We start from the raw sequence: 19,253 nt of genomic DNA on the forward strand, positions 1-19,253 counted from the left end.
GGACGACGTGGTGCACGACCGGTGTTACGGGACCATCTTCTTGCCGCGCGCGGCGCGCTGGGCCTTGATCATCGAGAACCGCTCGGCCTGGGCCTTCTTGTCGCCGAAGGTCAGTTCCGAGATGGCGTCGTAGACCTCTTCGGGGTTCGGCAGGAACTCCAGGCGGTTGAGCGCCTGGATCTGACCTGCGGACTCCACGATGAGCGTGCCGTAGCCGAGCATGCGCCCGCCCACGGTGCGTTCGTAGGTGAGGTCGGTGACCTTGGTGATGGGCATCATCGCGACCTTGGTCTCGAAGACGCCCGAGGTCAGCATGAAGCGCTTGTCGGTGACGACGATGCGCTCCACCCACCACTCGATGATGAAGTACGCGACGCGCAGCAGCACGAGCAGAGCCCCGTACCAGAGCACGTTCTGGATGATGGTCGCGTCCGCCGGGAGCAGGTACGAGATCATCATGAAGCCGGCGAGCAGCGCCGCCGCCTCCAGGACGTCCCAGATCAGGTAGGACCAGTGCCTGCGCACACGGATGACCCGACGCTCGCTCGGCAGGAGGTAGTCGTCCGGATCACGTGGTGCGAACATGCGGCTACCAGCCCTTTCCTGATGCCAGCCCGTGCTCGGTCCTGCTCCTGGGCGAACCCGGGGAACTAGAACAATTGTCGCACGAAGGTGATCAGGGCCTCAGCCGCAGTTCGCAGCGAGTTGAGGATGTTCTGCACGAGTTGGGCCGCCTGCTGGGGCTCGGCGATGAGGAAGAAGAGCAGCAAGGCGATTCCAGCGAAAGTGAGAATCTTCTTCAAGTTCACGGTGTCCACCCCGTCCGCGTCGCACCCGTTTGGCGCCGTTCGTGACCGTTGTACAGCACGATTCAGCACCTTGGGAGATTTGTACCGCAGCCGGGGTAGCGGACAGCACCGCCGTTCCGGTGTGACTACGCTTCGTGATCGTGACGCCCAGCAGCAAGCGCACGATCCGTTGCGTCGGAGCCGTCGTCCATGACTCGTTCGGGCGATTACTGCTCGTGCGACGCGCCAACCCGCCTGGTGAGGGCATGTGGTCGATACCAGGCGGGCGCGTGGAGCCGGGTGAGACCGATGAGGCGGCTGTGACTAGGGAACTCGTCGAGGAGACGGGACTCTCCGTCACCGTCGGACGGCTCGTCGGCCACGTGGAGCGACCGGCCCCGGACGGGGTTTTCCGGATCTTCGACTACGAATGCCAGGTCACATCGGGTGTGCTCCGAGCGGGCGACGACGCATCGGATGCCGCTTGGGTGGACAGTGCGACCTTGCACACACTTCCCACCACGGACGGCCTCGTGGAAGCGCTCTCCGACTGGAACTGCCTGCCCAGGGGCTGAACAGGGTTCACGCGATCGAGGCGAGCGTTCAGTGCCAAACGAGACGCTGCCCGTGGGCCTCGGTGGTCGCCAGAACCGTCGTCTCCACGCCTGAATCACCGAATCGGACCAGCCGCAGCTCACCGGCCTCGTGCGCGGCCCACCAGGCAGGTCTGCCCAAAGCCGACAAAGCAGGCGCGAGGTCGAGGCCGGACCCGCTCGTGATGACGACGAGCGGTGCGTCGATCGGCTCGACGGCCTTGGCGAGGTCCGCGACCGGGTCACCGGTCACCAGGCGTGGCGGGTTCTTGCGCAGCACCCCGCAGGCGACCCCGAACAGCCGCAGCCGTTCCGGTTGGTCGGCCCACACGCAGGCCTCCAGCCACGCGTAGGCGTCCTCGTCGGCGAGGTCGGCGGGCGCGACGCCGATGCCGGCCTTCGCGGCGACCTTGACCGTCTTGGGCAGCTTCGGCAGCGCGGCGCCCGGAGCGAGCTCCAGCGCGCAGTGCAGCCCCAGCGCGGCCTTGGCCGGGCCGGCGACGAGCTGGCCCGCCTCCGCGGTCTGGTAGCGGTACGAGTACTGGTCGAGGCCGAGCAGCAGGCCCGCGGTCGTCGCGGCCTCCACGAGGCCGATCGGCCCGCCCGCCTGCTTCGCCGCGGCCACGACGGCCGGGTAGAGCAGTGCCGCGCGCTTCACCTCGTTGGTCTGGATCACCTGCGAGCTCACCAGTGCCCGCACGCGGTCGGCGCGTTCGAGCAGGAAGTCCCGGAACAACGGCCAGGTGCTCTCGTCCGCGCCGTACGTCCCGCCGAGCGACGGGTAGTAGTTCGAGAGCCGGTGGAACGGCTCCGCCTGCACGAGCCGGTGCGCCGCCGCCAGCAGGAGCTCGCCCGTGGCGTTGTCCTCGCCGGCGGCGGTCAGCAGGTCGGCGACCTCCGGATCCTCGGCAGCGCGCGACGCCAGGTGCTCGTAGAGCGGCGAGATGGCCGAAGCCTCCTCCGCGAACGCGCGCAGACGCTGCTGTGCCAGGTCCAGAGAAGTCACTTCACTCCTTGGGTTCAGGGCGCCCCGGCTGCTCGCCACCGCGGGCGTCGCCGTAGGACTGCTTCGGCACCATGACCTTGCGCCTGAAGACGCACACGACCGTGCCGTCCTGCTTGTAGCCGCGGGTCTCCACGTAGACCACGCCCCGGTCGTCCTTCGACTTGGACGGCGTCTTGTCGAGCACCTCTGTCTCACCGTAGATCGTGTCACCGTGGAACGTGGGCTTCACGTGCCGCAGCGACTCGATCTCGAGGTTCGCGATCGCCTTGCCGGAGACGTCGGGCACGGACATGCCCAGCAGCAACGAGTAGATGTAGTTGCCGACGACGACGTTCTTGCCGAAGTCCGTCGTGTTCTCCGCGTAGTTCGCGTCCATGTGGAGCGGGTGGTGATTCATGGTGAGCAGGCAGAACAGGTGGTCGTCGTACTCCGTCACCGTCTTGCCGGGCCAGTGCTTGTAGACCGCGCCGACCTCGAACTCCTCGTAGTACCGACCGAACTGCACCGCGCCTCCAGCTACGTGTGATCGAGATCTGTCCCAGGTGGGGAGACAGTCTTCACACGGAGGGAGTACCCTCGGCAACCGGTGTGTGAGGATTTCCACCACCGTCGACTTCGCCCCGAGGAGGTGAGGACCCCTAAATGAGCAAGGACCCCCACCCTGCCAGTACCAAGCGCGTCCTCACCGAGGTGGCCTTCTAGCTCCGTCTAGAACGTTCCAGTTCCACCGGGTCAGGACGCCCGTCGTGCTTTCGCACAACACGCCGGCGTGTGTACCTGGAGGAACTCACCATGCCCAGCCTGCCCTCGATCCGCGGACGAGGCTCCCAGCGCGGCCCAGCGGGGCAAGCTCCGCACGTGCCCGTCCCGCTGTCGCACTACGTCGTCGACTGCGCGGTGTACGTGGACGGCAAGCGGTTGCCCGGCCGGTGGACGCACACCGACGCCGTCAAAGAGGTGCGCAAGCGCAAGGACGGCTTCGTCTGGATCGGACTGCACGAGCCGGACGCGGAGCAGATCGAGGGCATCGCCGAAACGTTCGGACTGCACGAGCTCGCCGTCGAGGACGCGGTGCACGCGCACCAGCGCCCGAAGCTCGAGCGGTACGACAACACGCTCTTCATGGTCTTCAAGACCGTTCGCTACGTGACGAACGAGCACCCCGACACCGCCAACGAGATCGTCGAGTCCGGCGAGATCATGGTGTTCCTGGGCAAGGACTTCGTCATCACCGTGCGGCACGGCAACCACTCCGGTCTCTCCAAGCTGCGGCACGTGCTGGAGGCCGACCCGGAGCGCCTGGAGATCGGCCCGTCCGCGGTGATGCACGCGATCGCGGACCAGGTGGTCGACAACTACCTCGAGGTCACCGATCACATCGAGGACGACATCGACCGCATGGAGGAACGGGTCTTCGCGCCGCGCACCGAGGTGAGCGCGGAGCAGATCTACATGTTCAAGCGCGAGGTCGTGGAGCTGCGCCGCGCGGTCATGCCGCTCGCGAACCCGTTGCGGCGCTTGGCGGAGGGCTACACGCCGCTCATCCCCGAGCAGGTGCGGGCGTTCTTCCGCGACGTCGACGACCACCTCACCGAGGTCTCCGAGCGCGTCACCGCGTTCGACGAGCTGCTGACGACGCTGGTCGACGCGACGCTCGCGAAGATCACGCTGCAGCAGAACACCGACATGCGCAAGATCACCTCGTGGGTCGCGATCATCTCCGTGCCCACCATGGTCGTCGGCGTGTACGGCATGAACTTCGAGTTCATGCCCGAGCTCAAGTGGAGGTTCGGCTACCCGCTGATCCTCAGCCTGATCCTCATCGCCTGCCTGACCCTCTACCGAATACTGCGCCGAAATCGCTGGCTCTAGTCCCGATCTCGCCTGCTTTGTTCGTTGTAGAAGAGGTTTGTCATGACCAGAATCCTCACCAACATCCGCTTCTGGATCCTCGCGTTCCTGCTCTGCTGGATCACCACCGTGTTCGTGCTGATCAGCGGAACGCCCTGACGTGCGCGCACGGCTGAGGAACATCCGGTTCTGGCTGCTGGCGCTGCCGATGGGCTGGATCGTGATGGTGTTCGTGGCCGTCGCGTTCTGGCCGGAACCGGGTGCCGCGTCACCGGACGAGCTCGCCTCCGAGGTGACCACCGCGTTGCGGGCACACGACTTCCACAAGCTGGAGCCGTTGCTCGCGGTCGGCGGCGAGGACGTCGCGAAGTCCACCGCCGACCACTTCCAGAGCGCGTCGGTGGAGCGCGGCGCCTACCGCGACGGCGCCGTCGTCGTCGAGTACACGCATGCCGGCACGCGTGCGGAGTTCCGGTTGCCCGTGGAGACGCGGGACGGCCGGTACGTGATCAACCCGGTGCTCACCCCCAGGGGCTGACGTCCCAGGTGAACGGCGTGCCGTGACCGGCGCCGTGGCCGAGGTTCAGCGAGATCCCGGCCGGCCACAGCTTGAGCAGCAGCTCGAACCGGTAGTCGTCGTCGGTTCTGCGGGGTTCGAAGACCAGCAGCGCCAGCGGTGCCGCCGGTGTCGCCTTCGCGGCCGCGTCGGCCAGCACGGCCCTGCCCATCGCCCTGTCCGCGGGTGAAACGTACTGCCACACAACGGAATGCCACACGACGGTGAGCACTCCGCGTTCGGCGCGGGCGAGCTGTCCCGCCAGCCATTCCGGGCCCGGCGACTGCTCGACGCGCACCGGGTCCGCCGCCGCGAGGTCGAGCGCGTCTCTGAGCCTGTTCCACCTCTCGAGCTGGTCCGCCCAGACGAACGAGCTCAGATGCAGCCGTCCGTCCTCTGTGGACACGTCGACCGGGTGGAGGTCGCAGCCCGCCCTGCCGACGACGCGCAGCCGGTGCCCCAGGTCGGCCGGCGGCCTGCCGGTCCACCCGGGGTCGAGCACCAGCGGGCTGTCCGGGTCGCCGAGGACCGTGTCCCCGAGCCGGTAGCCGACGTGGTGCGGGCGCAGGTTGAGCCCGCCGCTCGCGCCGACCTCCAGCAGTCGCACGCAGAACGGCACGTGCCGGCCGGCGGCTTTCGCGGCCTCCTGCGCCGCGACCACCAGGCCGCCGTAGAGGGGTGCGCTGCGGCCGGGTTCGTTGGTCTGCACGACCGTGGCCTGGACGCGGTGCCGGAGCAGGCCGGTGTGCTCGGCGAGGGCGGGCAGCGCGTCGTCCCACAGCGCCGGCAGGTCCGGCCGGCCGCCGGCGGTCGGGTAGTGCTTCGCGAGGCCCGGCGCGCGGCCTTCGAGCACGAGGCGGTGGACGGCGCCCGCGAACCGCAGGCCGGGTGCCGTGCCCGCCCGGTCCCGCTCGGAGCCCGCCATGATCTTGCTCGTGACGCCCCCGGCCGCGAGGTCGGCGGCGGCGTCGGCGAGGAGTCGCTGGGTCAGCGGACTGCGGTCGCGGCAGCCGTGGGCGGCCGCGGCGAACAGCTCGGCAAGCACGGTGTTCACGCTAGCGGCGGCGCTGTGTCCCGTCATGGGGTGAAAGACCTGATTACGCTGCTGGAATGGCTCGGGTTCTGGTGGTCGCGGACGAGGTCGTCGAACAGCTGTGGACCGACAAGGTGTTCCAGCACGCCGACGTGGACCTGGTCCTCGCGGCGGGCGACCTGCCGTTCGACTACCTGGAACACCTGGCCAACGCGCTGGACAAGCCGCTGGTGTTCGTCCCCGGCAACCACGACGTCGACCTGTCGGGCTACTCGAACGTGCGCGGCCTGTGGACCAAGTCGGGTGTGCCGGTGCGCTGGCCAGGTCCAACCGGTGCGGTGAACGCGGACGAACGCGTGGTCGACGTCGCCGGGCTGCGCATCGCCGGTCTCGGTGGTTCGATCCGCTACAACAAGGGCCCGAACCAGTGGACGGAACGGCAGCAGGCCCGCCGTGCCCGCCGGGTGTCCCGGCTGGCCGGGTGGCGCAGGCTGCGGGACGGACGTGGCGTGGACGTGCTGCTGACCCACTCACCGCCGCTGGGCTGCGGCGACGAACCCGACGGCCCGCACAAGGGCTTCGACTGCCTGCGCGGACTCGTCTCACGGCTGCAACCGTCGTTCATGCTGCACGGCCACATACATCCGCACGGAGTCGTGCGTCCCGACCGCACGCTGGGAACCACGCGCGTGGTCAACGTCGTTCCGTTGAAGGTGCTGGACATCCCCGGAGGACACGATGAGAGGTGACACGGGTTTCCCCGCGGCCGACGCCGAGAACGACTTCCAGCGAGCCCGCCGCAGCCAGGTGATGTCACGGCTCGCGACCTGGCTGCGCCGCGAGCCCGACGACGTCAACATCATGCTGCCGTTCCACGAGGTCGTGGAGGCGCTCGGCATGGCGTCGGAGAAACGCCTGGGGCTGCAGACGATCCGGCTCGACTCGATCGTGGGCAGCGTCGACCGCACCCGCGACTTCGACCGCCGCTTCCGCCCCACCTCCAGCCGCGTCCGCGAGCGCTGGCAGCGCCTGGCCCTGGCCGCGCGCCGGGGCGAGAGCGTGCCGCCGATCGAGGTGTACCGCGTCGGCGAGCTGCACTTCATCATGGACGGCCACCACCGCGTCTCGGTGGCGCACGCCCTGGGCCTGGCGGTGATCGACGCGTACGTGACGCAGGTGATCACCCGGATCAACTCCTCCGGCATCCGGTACCGCGGCGACCTGATCGTGAAGGACTACCGGCGCCTGTTCCTCGAACGCGTGCCGCTGAGCGGCGAGGCGCGTGCCGCCGTCGTGCTGTCCGACCCGTGGCACTACGCCCAGCTCGGCGAGCACGTCGAGGCGTGGGGGTTCCGGCTCATGCAGGACACGGGCCAGTTCCTCGACCGCGCCGAGGTCGCCCGCCGCTGGTACGCCGACGAGTACAAGCCGGTCGTGGTCATGCTGCGGCAGGCCGACATGGTCAGCGACAGGACCGAGACCGAGGCGTACATGTGGGTCGCGGCCGAGCGGTACCGGCTCATCCGCACGCACCGGTGGGACGCCGACGTCATCAACGCCGTGCGCGAGGAAACCCGCTCGCACGGCAAGGGCGCGCGTGGCTAGTGGTGTGGCTCAGAACGTTGCCGGTGTGTTCGTGGTCAGACGGGTGTGTCGTGGTGCCTCCCCCACGCCCTCGTACTGGTGGTACGGGGGCGTGGGGGAGGTGCCGCGACGGACCCTGCTGAGCGCGGACACGCCGCCCACGTTCTGTGTCACACCACTAGCGTGCCAGCGTGACCGATCTTGTGACCGCACGCCTGATCCTGCGCCCGTGGACCGAGTCTGACGTGAAAGCCGTCGTACAGGGGGTGCGGGAGCCGTCGTGGGCCGCCGACTTCCCGGCCGAGGGCGACACCGTGATCGTGGGCGTGCTCGTGGACAACCCGGCGTGGCTCTCGCCGTTCGGCCACCGCCTGATCATCGAGCGGGCCACCGATGAGGTCGTGGGCTCGCTGGGGCTCTTCTGGCCTCCTTCCGACGGTCGTGTGGAGATCGGGTACGGCGTGGTGCCCTCACGCCAGGGGCGCGGTTACGCCTCGGAGGCGACCGCCGCCCTGGCCGCGTTCGCGCTGCGGTGGGACGACGTGCACGCCGTCCACGCCAACGTCGAACCGTCCAACCCGGCCTCCGCCCGAGTGCTGGAGAAGGCGGGCTTCAGCCGGTACGCGAGCACCGGTGAGCTGATCAGCTACCAGCGCACGAGCTGACCGCTCACCGGGGCGCCACGCGCGGCGCGTCTGCGTCCGGGAGCGGCCGCGCCTGGTCCAGCACCTCGTCGGTGTACTTGTCGAGCAGCCGCGTGCCGATCTGCTGCGCGTACCCGAAGATGACCGCCCACAGCAGCAGAGCCGCCGCCGACGGGATGCCGATCAGCCCGCTGGTGACGCCGGCGCCCAGTGCCAGGATCCCGACCACCGCCAGCGCCGCACCGAGCATGATCTTGATGAGGGCCTGGTACCCGATCATCACGTACGGCGAGAGCGACGGCCGGCGGCGTAAGAGCAGGACCACAGCGGCCAGGACCGCGCCGAACGCGCCGAGCACCTGCACGAGCCAGACGTCCACACCGGACGCCTTCACCGAGCCGCCGGGGCACACCGTCGGCAGCGCGTTCTCCTTCGGGTCGACGCAGAGCGGGATGATGCCCGGCTTCACGATGCCGACGACCCCGAGGACCGTGTTGATCACGAACAGCACGAGGGACGCGGCGATCAGCTTGTTGCGCAGCGCGCGGGACCCGGCGTGCGCGAAGTCCGAGTTGTCGTAGGCGGCGCGCAGGGCGTCCACGACGATCGCGCGTTCGACCGCGGGCGCGAACTCCCCCGGCCGCAACGCTTCCAGGGCACGGCGGCGCGGATCGTCCTCATCGAGGTACTGCGCCACCCGCGCCCGCAGACCCGGCAACCGCCCCAGGAAACCGCGCTCGGCCGAGATCGTCGCCACCTCGGCCTCGTGCAGGGCGCGCCAGGCCCGTTCGATGTGCCAGCCCGACCACCACGACGGCAGCATGCGCCACCACGGCTCGCGGGCGTTGAGCATCGCCTCGACGACACACGCCTGCTCCTCGGCCGTGCGACGCCACACGTCGCCCTCCGGATCCACCGGATCGGACGGGCCGAGGGCAGCCAGATCCGCGCGGACCCGGTCCAACCGGGACTGCACGACGAGTCTCCAGTCGGTGACTCTGGGTTTGCGCTCGGCCATGTCCCGATGGTGACAGGCAGGTCTGACAATTTCGGCCACCATCCGTGTGACGTGCGCAAACGTCACCAGAACGCCGCATCTGCGCGCACCGTCGAACGCAAGGCCGATAACTGTCCGTGGGCATCCGCGGCGACGACTGGACCGCCCCTGCCGCCTCCGGACCTACCCGGCGGAGGCGAGCGCGTGAGCCTTGCGGAAGCGCTCGGCCGGGTTGCCGAAGTAGCCCCAGGGCCACCGCATCACGCGTTCCCCCGCCCGGGGCAGGTGCCGGGCGAGCCGGTCGGCCGCCCCGACCTCGTAGTAGTACACCGCGAAGATCTGATGCGCCCACAGGGAATGTGGCTGACCGCCGGCGCCCGCGAGCAGACGGTCGGACGCGGCATCGACCTCGGCGCGCTGCTTCTTGAGGTAGCCGGTGGTCAGCACCTGCCACGCCTGCGACAGCCGGCCGCCGCTCGACGTCCTCTTGAGGTGCACCTCGACGTGCGCGATCGGGACCAGGGACAGCAACGGGTGTCCGTCCGGCAGGCCCGCGACGCCGGAACGGGCGAACGCGAGCATCTCCTCGTGGCTGCCGTACCACTTCAGGGCCGTCGACTGCAGGCGGCGCAACGTCGCGTTGACCAGGTCCGGCACCCGCTTCACGACTTCGGCGTAGACCTCGGCGGCCTCGCCGCGATGGGTGGGAGCGCCCAGTGCCACGGACATCAACGCGGCCCACGGCGCCACATCTCCGGGGTCCAGCGCGGCGGCACGGTGAAGCGTGTCGCGCGCACGCCGGGTGTACGTCACCAGGCCGTCGAACTGCTCGTCGCTCGTGTCCTTCGCCCATGCGCCGCCGCGCGATTCCCAGCCCGCCGTGCTCTGCGCGACACCGAGCAGCAGCAACAGGTTCACGTCGTCCGGCCGTTCCTGCCCGGCGGCGAACAGAGCGGGCAGCACGGCGTTGCCCGCGGCGCCGAGCACGTCCACCGCGAGCTCACGGCGGTACGGGTCGTCACGGGTGGCGGCGAGGAAGCCCAGGGCGGGCTCGAGGTCACCGGACACCAGCGCGACGACCGCCCGGAGCAGTTCGTCGTCGTCGAAAGTGGTGTCCACGTAAGGGGGAAGCTGAGGCACGGGCGGAAACTAACACCGCGTCAAGCACGGCTGTCCGCAGTTGACCAGCAGGGGAAGCGCCGCCCAGGGCACCGGACGACGCCTCCCCCACCCGCTCAGGCGGTCTGTGAAGGCTCCACCAGCGCACGGAGCCGGGGAGGCATCCTCTTCTCCAACCCGTACGGTTCGAGGTGCGCCTGCAACACGCCCGTGAACGCCCGCTCCACCGAAGCGGTGTCCCAGTTGTCGCTCTCCAGGATCGGCTGCTTGAAGTACGGCTGGCCGACGATGTGCAGCTGCCTGCCGTTGCACCGGATGACCTGCCCGGTGATGCCCTCGGCGCGGTCGGAGAGCAGGAACAGCACCAGCGGCGCCACCTTGCCCGGCGTCCGGTCGGCCGGGATGGCGCGCAGGGAGCGTTCGGACTTCCACACCATCCGCGTGTGCGCGACGGGGCACACGGCGTTGACGCGGATGCCTTCGGCCTCCAGGTCGAGGGCCCACGAGTAGCTCAGGGAGGCCACCGCGCCCTTGGTCGCCGAGTAGGTGGCGAGCTTGCGCTGGCCGAACGACGCGCCGGAGGAGATGTTGATGATGGAACCGCCACCGGTGGCCCGCATCGCGCGCATGGCCGCGATGCCGGTGTAGATGACGCCGAGGACGTTCACCTCGACCACGTGCTTGATGGTCTCGGGGTCGTCCTCCCACGGCGCGGTCTCGTAGTTCAGGCCGGCGTTGTTCACCAGGCCGTCGACGCGGCCGAACTCGTCCAGGCAGAGGTCGACGATCTTGGCCGCCTCGCTCGGGTCCGCGACGGTGTGGTTCGAGGCGACGGCGCTCCCGCCGAACTCGCGGATGTGCTCGGCGACCCGTTCCGCCAGATCACCGTCGTTGTCGTTGACCACCACGGACGCTCCGGCGAGGGCGGCGTGCATGGCGTAGGCCTCACCCAGTCCTCGGCCCGCCCCGGTGATGACGACAGCTTTTCCGTCCAGGATCCCCATGGCACGCTCTCTTTCACTCGGGCGGCGGTTCCCCTGACCCCCCTGTGGTCCTGTACCCGCCTTCGTCCAGCGTGCTGAGGTTCCGAAGCGGTGCGGGACACGTTTCGATGAGATGTCGCTGCCGAGCGCCCAATGGCGAACCGAGTTCGGCCCGGCAGTTTCGCCGCACTGATCGGCCCATCAGGACAGAGGACTTTGGACCTCACTCGATCGAGTGACACGGAAAGGCCGCCCTCCCCGCGTGGGGAAGGCGGCCCGGAAAACGAGAATTCACCGTTCCGTGTAGGTCAGGTTCCTGCCGCTGGACGGGTCGAAGAGCTGCACCTTGTCCGCGTCGAACCAGATCTCCGACGAGCCGCCTTCCACCGCGCCGGACGCCGAGGACAGGCGCGTCACGAGCGAGATGCCGTCACCCGGCACGTCGTCCGATCCCGCGTCCGCCGCGAGCTCCTGGAGCTCGGCCGAGGCCGCCTGCTCGCCCGTGAGGTTGAAGTAGGCGTACTTGTCCGAGCCCATCGACTCCAGCACGTCCACCTGGGACGTGAACTTGCCGCCCGCCGACAGCTTCGCCGGCTCGACCAGCGACGCGTCCTCGAAGTGCTCGGGGCGGATGCCCAGGATCACCTCGCGGGGCGCGTCGGCGCCCTCGATCAGCTGCCGCACCCGGTCCGTCAGCGTGACGTCGCCGATGACCGACCGCAGCGCGCCGTTCTCGAGCGTGGCCGGCACGAAGTTCATCGACGGGGAGCCGATGAAGCCCGCGACGAACAGGTTCGCCGGCTGCTCGTAGAGGAACTGCGGTGCGCCGATCTGCTGCACGACACCGCCGCGCATGACGACGACCCGGTCGCCGAGGGTCATCGCCTCGGTCTGGTCGTGCGTCACGTACACCGTGGTCGTGCCCAGCTGCTTCTGCAGGCGCGACACCGAGGTGCGCATCTGCACGCGGAGCTTGGCGTCCAGGTTGGACAGCGGTTCGTCCATGAGGAACGCCTTGGGGCTGCGCACGATCGCGCGGCCCATCGCCACGCGCTGCCGCTGGCCACCGGACAGGTTGGACGGTTTGCGGTCGAGGTGTTGCGAGAGGTCCAAGATCTCGGCCGCCTCCTTGACCTTCTTCTCGACCGTGGCGTTGTCGACCTTGGCCAGCCGCAACGGGAAGGCCATGTTCTCCTTCACCGTCATGTGCGGGTACAGCGCGTAGGACTGGAACACCATCGCGATGTCGCGGTCCTTGGGCGCCTTCTCGTTGACGCGCTGCCCGCCGATGCGCAGCTCGCCGTCGGTGATGTCCTCCAGTCCCGCGATCATGTTGAGCGTGGTGGACTTCCCGCAGCCGGACGGTCCGACCAGGATGATGAACTCGCCGTCGGCGATCTCCAGGTTGACCTCCTGGACGGCCAACGCGCCGTCCGGGTACCGCTTGGTCACCTTGTCCAGAACGATCTCTGCCATTGGTCAACTCACCCCTTGACGGCGCCGGAGGTCAGGCCGGCGACGATCCGGCGCTGGAAGAACAACACGAAGAGGATGATCGGAATGGTGATCACGACGGCGGCCGCCGCGATCGACCCGGCCGGGTCCTCGAACTGCGAGCTGCCGGTGAAGAACGACAGCGCCACCGGCACGGTCCGCGACTGCTCGGTCGAGGTGAGCGAGATCGCGAACAGGAAGTCGTTCCAGCAGAAGATGAACACCAGGATCGCCGTCGTGAACACACCCGGCGCGGCGAGCGGCGCGATGACGCGACGGAACGCCTGCCCCGGCGTCGCACCGTCCATCTTGGCCGCCTTCTCGAGCTCCCAGGGGATCTCGCGGAAGAACGCCGACAGGGTGTAGATCGCGAGCGGCAGCGCGAACGTGATGTACGGCAGGATCAGGCCGGGCCACGTGTCGAACAGACCGAGCGAGCGCTCGATCTCGAACAACGGGGACACCAGCGAGACCTGCGGGAACATCGCGATCAGCAGCGAGACGCCCACCAGCAGGTTCTTGCCGGGGAAGTCCAGCCGCGCGATGGCGTAGGCGGCCATCGTGCCGAACACCACGGCGATCGCGGTCGCGATGATCGCGATGCCGATGGAGTTGAACAGCGCCCGCGTGAACTCCGACGTCGAGAAGATGTTCTGGTAGTTCTCCAGACTCCACTCGCGAGGGATGAAGTTGCCGTCCGCCAACGTCTCGGACGACTTGAACGACAGCGACACGATCCACAGCACCGGTACCAGCGCGTAGATCACGACGACCGTGTTGAGAACGCCCCAGCCCCACTTCTTGGCCGGGGTCTCCGCTCCTCCGATGCCCGCCATCAGCGCTTCCCTCCGTCGTCACTGCCGGGGGCAGCGGTGCCGAAGAGCTTGATGAACACGAACGCGATGATCGCGACCATGATGAAGATCAGTACCGACATCGTCGATCCGATACCGAGGTTCAAGCCCTTGATCAGGTTGTTGTAGGTCAGCATCGACACCGACGACGTGCCCTGCGAGCCCGCGGTGAGCACGAAGAGGTTGTCGAAGATGCGGAACGCGTCGAGCGTGCGGAACAGCAGCGCCACCAGGATCGCCGGCTTCATGATCGGCACGGTGATCTTGATGAACCGCTGCCACCCGCTCGCGCCGTCCATCGCGGCGGCCTTGAGCAGGTCGTCCGGCACCAGCGCCAGGCCCGCCATCAGCAGCAGGGCCATGAACGGCGTGGTCTTCCAGATCTCCGCGAGACCCACGACCATCAGCGCCGGGATCTTCTCCGTGAGCACGGGATCGCCCCCGAGCGCCTCGGCGAGGTAGCCGGTGCCGGGCGTCCAGGCGAAGCGCCAGGAGAACGCGGCCACGACCGTGACGATGCCGTACGGGATCAGCGTCGTCGTGCGGACGATGCCCCGGCCGACGAGCGCCCGGTGCATGATCAGCGCGAGCGACATGCCCAGCACCAGCTCGACCGCGACCGTGACGACGGTGAGCAACACCGTCACCCACACCGCGTTCCACCAGTACGGGCTGCTGAGCACGGTGATGTAGTTGTCGAACCAGATCCACTCGGTGCGGTCCGGGAACTTCAGGTCGAACCTCTGCATCGACAGCAGCAGCGAGTAGAGGATCGGCCAGCCCGTCACCGCGACCATGGTGAGCGCGGCGGGCGCGCAGAGCAGCCAGCCGAGCCTGCGCTCGGCCCGCTTGCCCTCGCTCAGCACCTTCTTCTTCGGCGCGGCCGGAGCCGGTGAGGCACCTGTCGTCGCCGTGTCCTGCGTCGTCGTCTGACTCACGGCAGCACCCCCTTCGAGTCGAGAGCGTCCTGCAGTTCCTTGCGCAGCCTGTCCGCCGTGGCCTGCGGGTCGATGCTCGCGGGCGGCGACAGGATCGTGGAGATCACCGTCGAGACGTTCTGGTAGGCGGGCGTGCGCGGCCGCACGCTCGCGTTCTTCAGCGTCTCCTTGATGTCGTCGCGCATCGGGTACGCCTCGGCCATCTCGGGTTCGTCGTAGACGGACTCGATGGTCGGCGGCACACCGTCCTTGAGCGCGGCGAGCTTCTGGCTCTCCGCGCCGCGCAGGCACAACACCGCGTCGAACGACTGGTCCGGCTTCGTGGTGTAGTTGCTGACGGCGTAGTTGATCCCGCCGACGGTGACCTTCGACTGCTCACCGCTGACCGTGGGGTACGGCGCCCACTTGAAGTTCTTCGCGAAGTCCGGCTTCTTCTGCGCCGCCGCGTAGACGTACGGCCAGTTGAGCTGGAACGCCGCGCTGCCGCCCTCCATGGCGAGGCGCGCGTTGTCCTCGGCCGCGTTGGAGAACGACGGGTCGATCGCCTTCGACGTGGCGAGCTTCTTCAACGCCGCCAACGCCTGCACGGCCTTGTCGTCGACGATGGCCTTGGTGCCGTTCTCGTCGAGGATCGTGCCGCCGTTGGAGTTGACGAGGGTGTTGTACAGCACGACGAGCCCCTCGTACTGCTTGCCCTGCGCGACGATCTGACCGGGCTTCCCGTCCGCCACCAGCGCCTCGGCCATGGAGATCATCTCGTCCCACGTCTTCGGCGGCGTGGGAACCAGGTCTGAGCGGTACCAGAGCAACTGGACGTTCGTGTTGTCCGGGGCCCCGTACAGCTTGCCCTCGTAGGTCGCCGTGTCGAGCGGCGTCTTCAGCGTGCCCGTCTCCACCTGCGACTTGACGGAGCCGGTGAACTCCTTGATCCAGCCCGCCTTCGCGAGCTCCGCCGTCCACGTGACGTCGAGCCCGAGGACGTCCATGCTGTCGTCCTCGGCCGCGAGTCTGCGCACCATCTGTTCGCGCTGACCGTCCGCCTCACGCGGCAGCTTGTTGTAGACGATGTTGTACCGCCCGCCGGCCTTCGCGTTGCACGCGTCGACGATGGCCTGGAAGTTCTCCTGGGGGTACTTGTAGACGTTCACGGTGATGCCTTGGTCGCCAGACCCGCATGCCGTGAGGGTTCCCGCCGCGAGCATCGCGGCTCCCACTCCGGCCGCGAGTCGATAGCGCCTTGTCGCACCCATCGGCCCTGCCTCCTTCCCGACTGCACGGAGGAGCCAGACCGCAGCGCCCGGCACCTCGTCGTGCCACCGGCCGCACCGGGCGGACCGGTCAACCGAACCTAGGCCCGGTGATCAGGAGCCGCAACCAAGGGAAGCAACGATTCAGAACCAATGGTCTTATGTGAGCCTTAAGAACTCGGGTTCACGGGACGCATCGCGAGCCTCGCGAGCAGGTCACGGCCCTTCTCGGCCGATTTCGGGTCGCAGAGCACGTCATACCGGTTCGCGACCAACTGGGACGCGGACTGGAAGTCCCTCTTGCCCTTCGCCGACCCGTACCCGACAGCCGCGAACACCAGACCGAAGAACACACCGGTGATCAGACCCGTCAGCACCGGCCCGATCGTGACGCCAGGCTCAGGGCTGAAGAGCGTCAGCAGCAGCCCGACGAACAGGCCGAACCACGCGCCGCTCGCCGCGCCCGTCATCAGCACGCGGCTCCACGTCAGCTTGCCGGTGATGCGTTCGACGAGCATCAGGTCCACCCCGACGATCATCACGTCTTGGACGGTGAAGTCCTCGGTGGCGAGGTGGTCGACCGCGCGCTGCGCCTCCTCGTAGGTGGCGTAGGAGCCGATCGGCCACCCCGTCGGCGGCGTGGGCAGGCGGGGAGGGACACCGGGCCGGTTCGGGCTGGCGAACGGACTCGTCACGGGGACCACCTCTGTCGGACGCGCTGATCGTTCCATCCTGCCAGTGCCCGGTGTGGCGTGCCGACACGCCTGCGGGTGTTTTGCCGGTTTCACGCCTCGGCCTGGTGGAGCGCGAACACCTCGTCGTGGGTCAGCACCCGGCCAGCCACCCCCCAGTACGGGTTCGACCGGCCAGGTGTTGTCCAGGCGCCACGCGAAGCGAACGACGAACCTGTGCCCTGACGGGCGGGGAGCATCCCTTTCCATCACGTCGGAGAGGACCTTCGCGATCTTCCCGTAGACCTCGTCGCCGAGCAGCTCCCTGCTGACCTCGGAGTCCACCCACACGAGCTCCACTGGACGTTCGACGTCAGTGCTGAGGCGATCCCACAAGGCAGACAGGTTGTTGCCGTAGTACGGCCCGAAGTCGAGCGGACCGGCAAGCGCGTCGTGAACCGCTTGCTCAGTCGCCATCGACTTCCCGTCGAGCACCACTCTCATGATCGCCGGTTTCACGCCTCGGCCTGGTGGAGCGCGAACACCTCGTCGTGGGTCAGCGCCCGGCCGAAGAACCGGACCTCGTCGGCCGCACCGGGCCAGAACCCGGTCTGGGCTCCCGCCTTCCGCGCCGCGCCGAGGGCGAGGCCGCCGGTGCCGTTCCACTGCGCGTTGATCGTGCCCGAGCCGACCAGGCTGCCGGACTCGTACAGGTAGGTGGTCCCGCTGTCCGCGTCGTGGACGCCCACGACGTGCGTCCACACACCGGTCTCCGCCGGGATCGCCGAGGTGGCGGTCGCGGTGACCGGCGCGGCGTCGGTGTCGGCCTCCGCCATCTCGAAGTACCAGTTGCCGAGGTGGTCGCGGTCCTTCAGGTAGCCGAGCGAGAAGCGGCTGCTGCGCTCGCCGTCGGCGCTGACAGCGGTGAACCCGCACTTGCGGGCGGTGCACTCCGTGGCCAGGTTGACCCACGCCGACACGGTGAAACTGGTGCCCGTGTCCACGGCGAGCGGAGCGGACACCGTGCCGCCGGAGAAGTCGAGGCCGCTGCCGGCCTTGCCCGGCCCGAACGCGACGGCGCCGGACAACGTGCCGGTCGCTCCCGTCACCGAGTCGACGGTGGTCGTGCCGGACGCCTCGTCCAGCCCCCAGTGGCTCGCCACCGGCGCGTCGGCCTGAACGGCACCCGCCGTCAGGCACAGCGACATGACGGCAGCCGTCATCGCCAGAACTCCACGCATGAATTCCCCCAGGTAGAACGGTCAGGACGGAGACCTTAAGTCATCCAATCGCGAACGCAAGGGAAAAACGGTGGGCGAAGGCGCGGTACGAGCGGGCGTACACGTCCCTGCTGTCCGCCACCCGCTCGTGCTCCTTCTTCAACACCTCACCGGCCGCCCCCGCATCGCCGTTCAGCACGTGGATGATCGCGAGCTTCCGCGCCCGTTCGAAGTCGAGCAACGACTCGGGCTTCGCGACGAGCTCACGCGACAACGCGTCCCACTTCGCATGCTTGTCGATGTAAGGCTTCCCGTGCTTCAAGAACGTTGACACCAAAGAAGAAGCGACAGAAGCGTGGTCACCGCCGGGCGCGAAGTTCCAGTGCCACACGGGTTTCTCGCCCATCAACGCACCGAGAGGCGTCGAAACCAGAGGCGTGGTGGGGATTCCGACTCCCAGCGCACGGCAGACCTCGTCGTAGCGGCGGAAGCAGACGCCCACCAGAGGGGTGAGGTCCAGAGCGCCCGACAGGCCGAAGCCGAGCCAGCCCGAAACGCCGTCGCCGCGTTCCTGGAGCCAGACGTGGCCGCGGCGGACGAAGCCCGTGGGGCGCAGGGCGGTGTCCACGGCGACGAGCGCGTCGGTTTTCAGGGAAGGCCTCACGGACGACAGGGTCCCAAACGATGGCGGATCTCGCCTGTCAGTGCAGTACCGGGCTGAGGAACTCGGTCAATTTGCGCACCACGTCCGGCGGGACCTCGTCGAGGTGCTCGGTGAGCTGCAGGAGGATGCGGCCGCCGCCCAGGTTCTCGACGGAGAAGCACGGTGCGGTCGCGGAGACCTCTTGCACGCCACCCAGAGCGGCGACTTGACGTGGTCCGAGCAACGTCGCCCAGTGCGGGCCGCGGGAGAGTTCCGCGGCCATGAAGAGGGATTCGTCCAGGCCCACGCCGACGGCGACCTCGTGCGCCGTCCGCACGCCGGCGCGGTCCAGGGTGATCCAGCCTCCGCAGGCCTGCGCCAGGGTGGCGCCCGAGCGAAAGGCCGAGAGCCAGTCCTGTTGCACGACATGGGAGATCCAGCCGCCGAACAGGGAGCGCGAGGCCGTGACGACGATCTGGTGGGGGAACGCGGGGTCGTCCTTCAGCAGGATCTCGGCGCTCCAGCCGTCCTCGACGAGGGGAACGCCCTGGGAGTCGAGCTGGACGAGTTGCACGCGCAGGAACGAGGGCAGGTCCTCGAGGGCAGCCGACCACGACGGCAGGGTGAACTCGCCTGAGGAGAGCAGCAGGCGGGCGTAGCCCGGCGGGCCCCACGGCGTCGTGTCGGAGGGGTGGTAGTCGCGGGCCACGGACACGAGTTCCTCGATCGAGGCCGGGCAGAGGGGGGCGAGCAGGTCGGTGAACACGCCACCGAACCAGCTGGCCAGGGCGGGACGGTCGACACCGGAGAACGTGTCCAGCTCCATGCGGACCACGTGTGGCGGCGACACAGGTCTAGGAAGGGTCAGATCTGTGCTCAAAGTGAGCGAACCTTATGACCCGGGGAGAGAAACCGTTAGGGGCCAGTCCCGTGAAAGATTGGCCCCGAACGGGGGAACATCAGGACAGGGCCTAGGGCGTGTCCTGTGGATCTTCACCTGAGGTGCAGGACGATGCAGGCCAGGATGATCTC

23 protein-coding genes and 1 pseudogene are annotated in these 19,253 nt (G+C 68.4%); 6 read left to right on the forward strand and 18 right to left on the reverse strand.

From position 1 onward, the window contains the following. Window positions 1-24: 24 nt before the first annotated feature. Window positions 25-585: a PH domain-containing protein gene (locus IE307_RS37790; RefSeq protein ID WP_191304257.1), complete on the reverse strand. Its 561-nt coding sequence runs from the start codon at window positions 583-585 to the stop codon at window positions 25-27. A gap of 65 nt (window positions 586-650) precedes the next feature. After that, on the reverse strand, window positions 651-809 hold the full coding sequence (locus tag IE307_RS37795) for a hypothetical protein (RefSeq protein WP_170067890.1): 159 nt from the start codon (window positions 807-809) through the stop codon (window positions 651-653). Between the two features lie 140 nt (window positions 810-949). Between IE307_RS37795 and IE307_RS37800 the strand changes: the two genes are divergently transcribed. After that, window positions 950-1,363, forward strand: coding sequence for an NUDIX hydrolase (locus tag IE307_RS37800; RefSeq protein WP_191304258.1), 414 nt, complete (start codon window positions 950-952; stop codon window positions 1,361-1,363). Between the two features lie 28 nt (window positions 1,364-1,391). On the opposite strand, the gene IE307_RS37805 is transcribed toward IE307_RS37800, so the two are convergent. Both IE307_RS37805 and IE307_RS37810 read right to left on the reverse strand, forming a co-directional pair. Continuing rightward, the gene (locus tag IE307_RS37805) at window positions 1,392-2,387 is read right to left on the reverse strand and encodes a DUF2332 domain-containing protein (RefSeq protein ID WP_191304259.1); all 996 of its coding nucleotides are present in this window, start codon (window positions 2,385-2,387) and stop codon (window positions 1,392-1,394) included. A gap of 1 nt (window position 2,388) precedes the next feature. Beyond that, window positions 2,389-2,892 carry a MaoC family dehydratase gene (locus IE307_RS37810; protein ID WP_191304260.1) on the reverse strand — a complete coding sequence of 168 codons (504 nt, stop codon included), beginning with the start codon at window positions 2,890-2,892 and terminating at the stop codon, window positions 2,389-2,391. A gap of 287 nt (window positions 2,893-3,179) precedes the next feature. Between IE307_RS37810 and corA the strand changes: the two genes are divergently transcribed. Then, on the forward strand, window positions 3,180-4,259 hold the full coding sequence (gene corA / locus IE307_RS37815; protein ID WP_191304261.1) for a magnesium/cobalt transporter CorA: 1,080 nt from the start codon (window positions 3,180-3,182) through the stop codon (window positions 4,257-4,259). Between the two features lie 139 nt (window positions 4,260-4,398). Then, window positions 4,399-4,776 (forward strand): hypothetical protein, encoded by a 378-nt coding sequence (locus tag IE307_RS37820; RefSeq protein ID WP_191304262.1) that lies wholly within the window; start codon window positions 4,399-4,401, stop codon window positions 4,774-4,776. Here IE307_RS37820 and IE307_RS37825 read toward each other — a convergent pair. Further along, entirely contained in the window at window positions 4,760-5,839 is a 1,080-nt protein-coding gene (locus IE307_RS37825; protein WP_191304263.1) for a DUF2332 domain-containing protein, read from the reverse strand. The genes IE307_RS37820 and IE307_RS37825 overlap by 17 nt on opposite strands. Window positions 5,840-5,904: 65 nt before the next feature. Between IE307_RS37825 and IE307_RS37830 the strand changes: the two genes are divergently transcribed. After that, window positions 5,905-6,576 (forward strand): metallophosphoesterase family protein, encoded by a 672-nt coding sequence (locus IE307_RS37830; RefSeq protein WP_191304264.1) that lies wholly within the window; start codon window positions 5,905-5,907, stop codon window positions 6,574-6,576. Continuing rightward, on the forward strand, window positions 6,566-7,432 hold the full coding sequence (locus tag IE307_RS37835) for a ParB N-terminal domain-containing protein (RefSeq protein ID WP_191304265.1): 867 nt from the start codon (window positions 6,566-6,568) through the stop codon (window positions 7,430-7,432). The genes IE307_RS37830 and IE307_RS37835 overlap by 11 nt, the downstream gene beginning before the upstream one ends. Before the next feature lie 9 nt (window positions 7,433-7,441). On the opposite strand, the gene IE307_RS37840 is transcribed toward IE307_RS37835, so the two are convergent. Beyond that, the gene (locus tag IE307_RS37840) at window positions 7,442-7,585 is read right to left on the reverse strand and encodes a hypothetical protein (protein WP_191304266.1); all 144 of its coding nucleotides are present in this window, start codon (window positions 7,583-7,585) and stop codon (window positions 7,442-7,444) included. Window positions 7,586-7,602: 17 nt separating this feature from the next. On the opposite strand from IE307_RS37840, the gene IE307_RS37845 reads away from it, so the two are divergent. Continuing rightward, the gene (locus IE307_RS37845; protein WP_191304267.1) at window positions 7,603-8,076 is read left to right on the forward strand and encodes a GNAT family N-acetyltransferase; all 474 of its coding nucleotides are present in this window, start codon (window positions 7,603-7,605) and stop codon (window positions 8,074-8,076) included. 4 nt (window positions 8,077-8,080) lie between these two features. On the opposite strand, the gene IE307_RS37850 is transcribed toward IE307_RS37845, so the two are convergent. From IE307_RS37850 to IE307_RS37900, 12 genes and pseudogenes are all read right to left on the reverse strand, one after another. Next, window positions 8,081-9,073, reverse strand: a complete 993-nt coding sequence (locus tag IE307_RS37850) for a hypothetical protein (protein ID WP_191304268.1) — start codon at window positions 9,071-9,073, stop codon at window positions 8,081-8,083. Window positions 9,074-9,235: 162 nt separating this feature from the next. Beyond that, complete coding sequence (locus IE307_RS37855; RefSeq protein WP_191304269.1) at window positions 9,236-10,192, reverse strand: hypothetical protein; 957 nt, start codon at window positions 10,190-10,192, stop codon at window positions 9,236-9,238. A 95-nt stretch (window positions 10,193-10,287) separates the two neighbouring features. Beyond that, window positions 10,288-11,175, reverse strand: a complete 888-nt coding sequence (locus tag IE307_RS37860) for an SDR family NAD(P)-dependent oxidoreductase (RefSeq protein WP_191304270.1) — start codon at window positions 11,173-11,175, stop codon at window positions 10,288-10,290. Window positions 11,176-11,445: 270 nt separating this feature from the next. Further along, complete coding sequence (locus IE307_RS37865) at window positions 11,446-12,630, reverse strand: ABC transporter ATP-binding protein (RefSeq protein WP_191304271.1); 1,185 nt, start codon at window positions 12,628-12,630, stop codon at window positions 11,446-11,448. A gap of 8 nt (window positions 12,631-12,638) precedes the next feature. Further along, on the reverse strand, window positions 12,639-13,484 hold the full coding sequence (locus IE307_RS37870; RefSeq protein ID WP_191304272.1) for a carbohydrate ABC transporter permease: 846 nt from the start codon (window positions 13,482-13,484) through the stop codon (window positions 12,639-12,641). Continuing rightward, window positions 13,484-14,440, reverse strand: coding sequence for a carbohydrate ABC transporter permease (locus IE307_RS37875; RefSeq protein WP_373306074.1), 957 nt, complete (start codon window positions 14,438-14,440; stop codon window positions 13,484-13,486). Before IE307_RS37875 ends, IE307_RS37870 begins: the two co-directional genes overlap by 1 nt. Further along, on the reverse strand, window positions 14,437-15,690 hold the full coding sequence (locus IE307_RS37880; RefSeq protein WP_191304273.1) for an ABC transporter substrate-binding protein: 1,254 nt from the start codon (window positions 15,688-15,690) through the stop codon (window positions 14,437-14,439). Before IE307_RS37880 ends, IE307_RS37875 begins: the two co-directional genes overlap by 4 nt. Before the next feature lie 167 nt (window positions 15,691-15,857). After that, on the reverse strand, window positions 15,858-16,418 hold the full coding sequence (locus tag IE307_RS47120; protein ID WP_229905480.1) for a YflT domain-containing protein: 561 nt from the start codon (window positions 16,416-16,418) through the stop codon (window positions 15,858-15,860). Window positions 16,419-16,622: 204 nt separating this feature from the next. Continuing rightward, a pseudogene (locus IE307_RS47690) lies at window positions 16,623-16,862 on the reverse strand (barstar family protein); the annotation flags it as partial. An 11-nt stretch (window positions 16,863-16,873) separates the two neighbouring features. Further along, window positions 16,874-17,581, reverse strand: a complete 708-nt coding sequence (locus IE307_RS37890; RefSeq protein WP_191304275.1) for a LamG domain-containing protein — start codon at window positions 17,579-17,581, stop codon at window positions 16,874-16,876. Window positions 17,582-17,639: 58 nt separating this feature from the next. Then, on the reverse strand, window positions 17,640-18,242 hold the full coding sequence (locus IE307_RS37895; protein ID WP_191304276.1) for a hypothetical protein: 603 nt from the start codon (window positions 18,240-18,242) through the stop codon (window positions 17,640-17,642). Window positions 18,243-18,279: 37 nt separating this feature from the next. After that, window positions 18,280-19,047: a hypothetical protein gene (locus tag IE307_RS37900; RefSeq protein ID WP_191304277.1), complete on the reverse strand. Its 768-nt coding sequence runs from the start codon at window positions 19,045-19,047 to the stop codon at window positions 18,280-18,282. Window positions 19,048-19,253: the final 206 nt, after the last annotated feature.

Source organism: Lentzea cavernae (assembly GCF_014653695.1).
Classification (GTDB): Bacteria; Actinomycetota; Actinomycetes; order Mycobacteriales; family Pseudonocardiaceae; genus Lentzea; species Lentzea cavernae.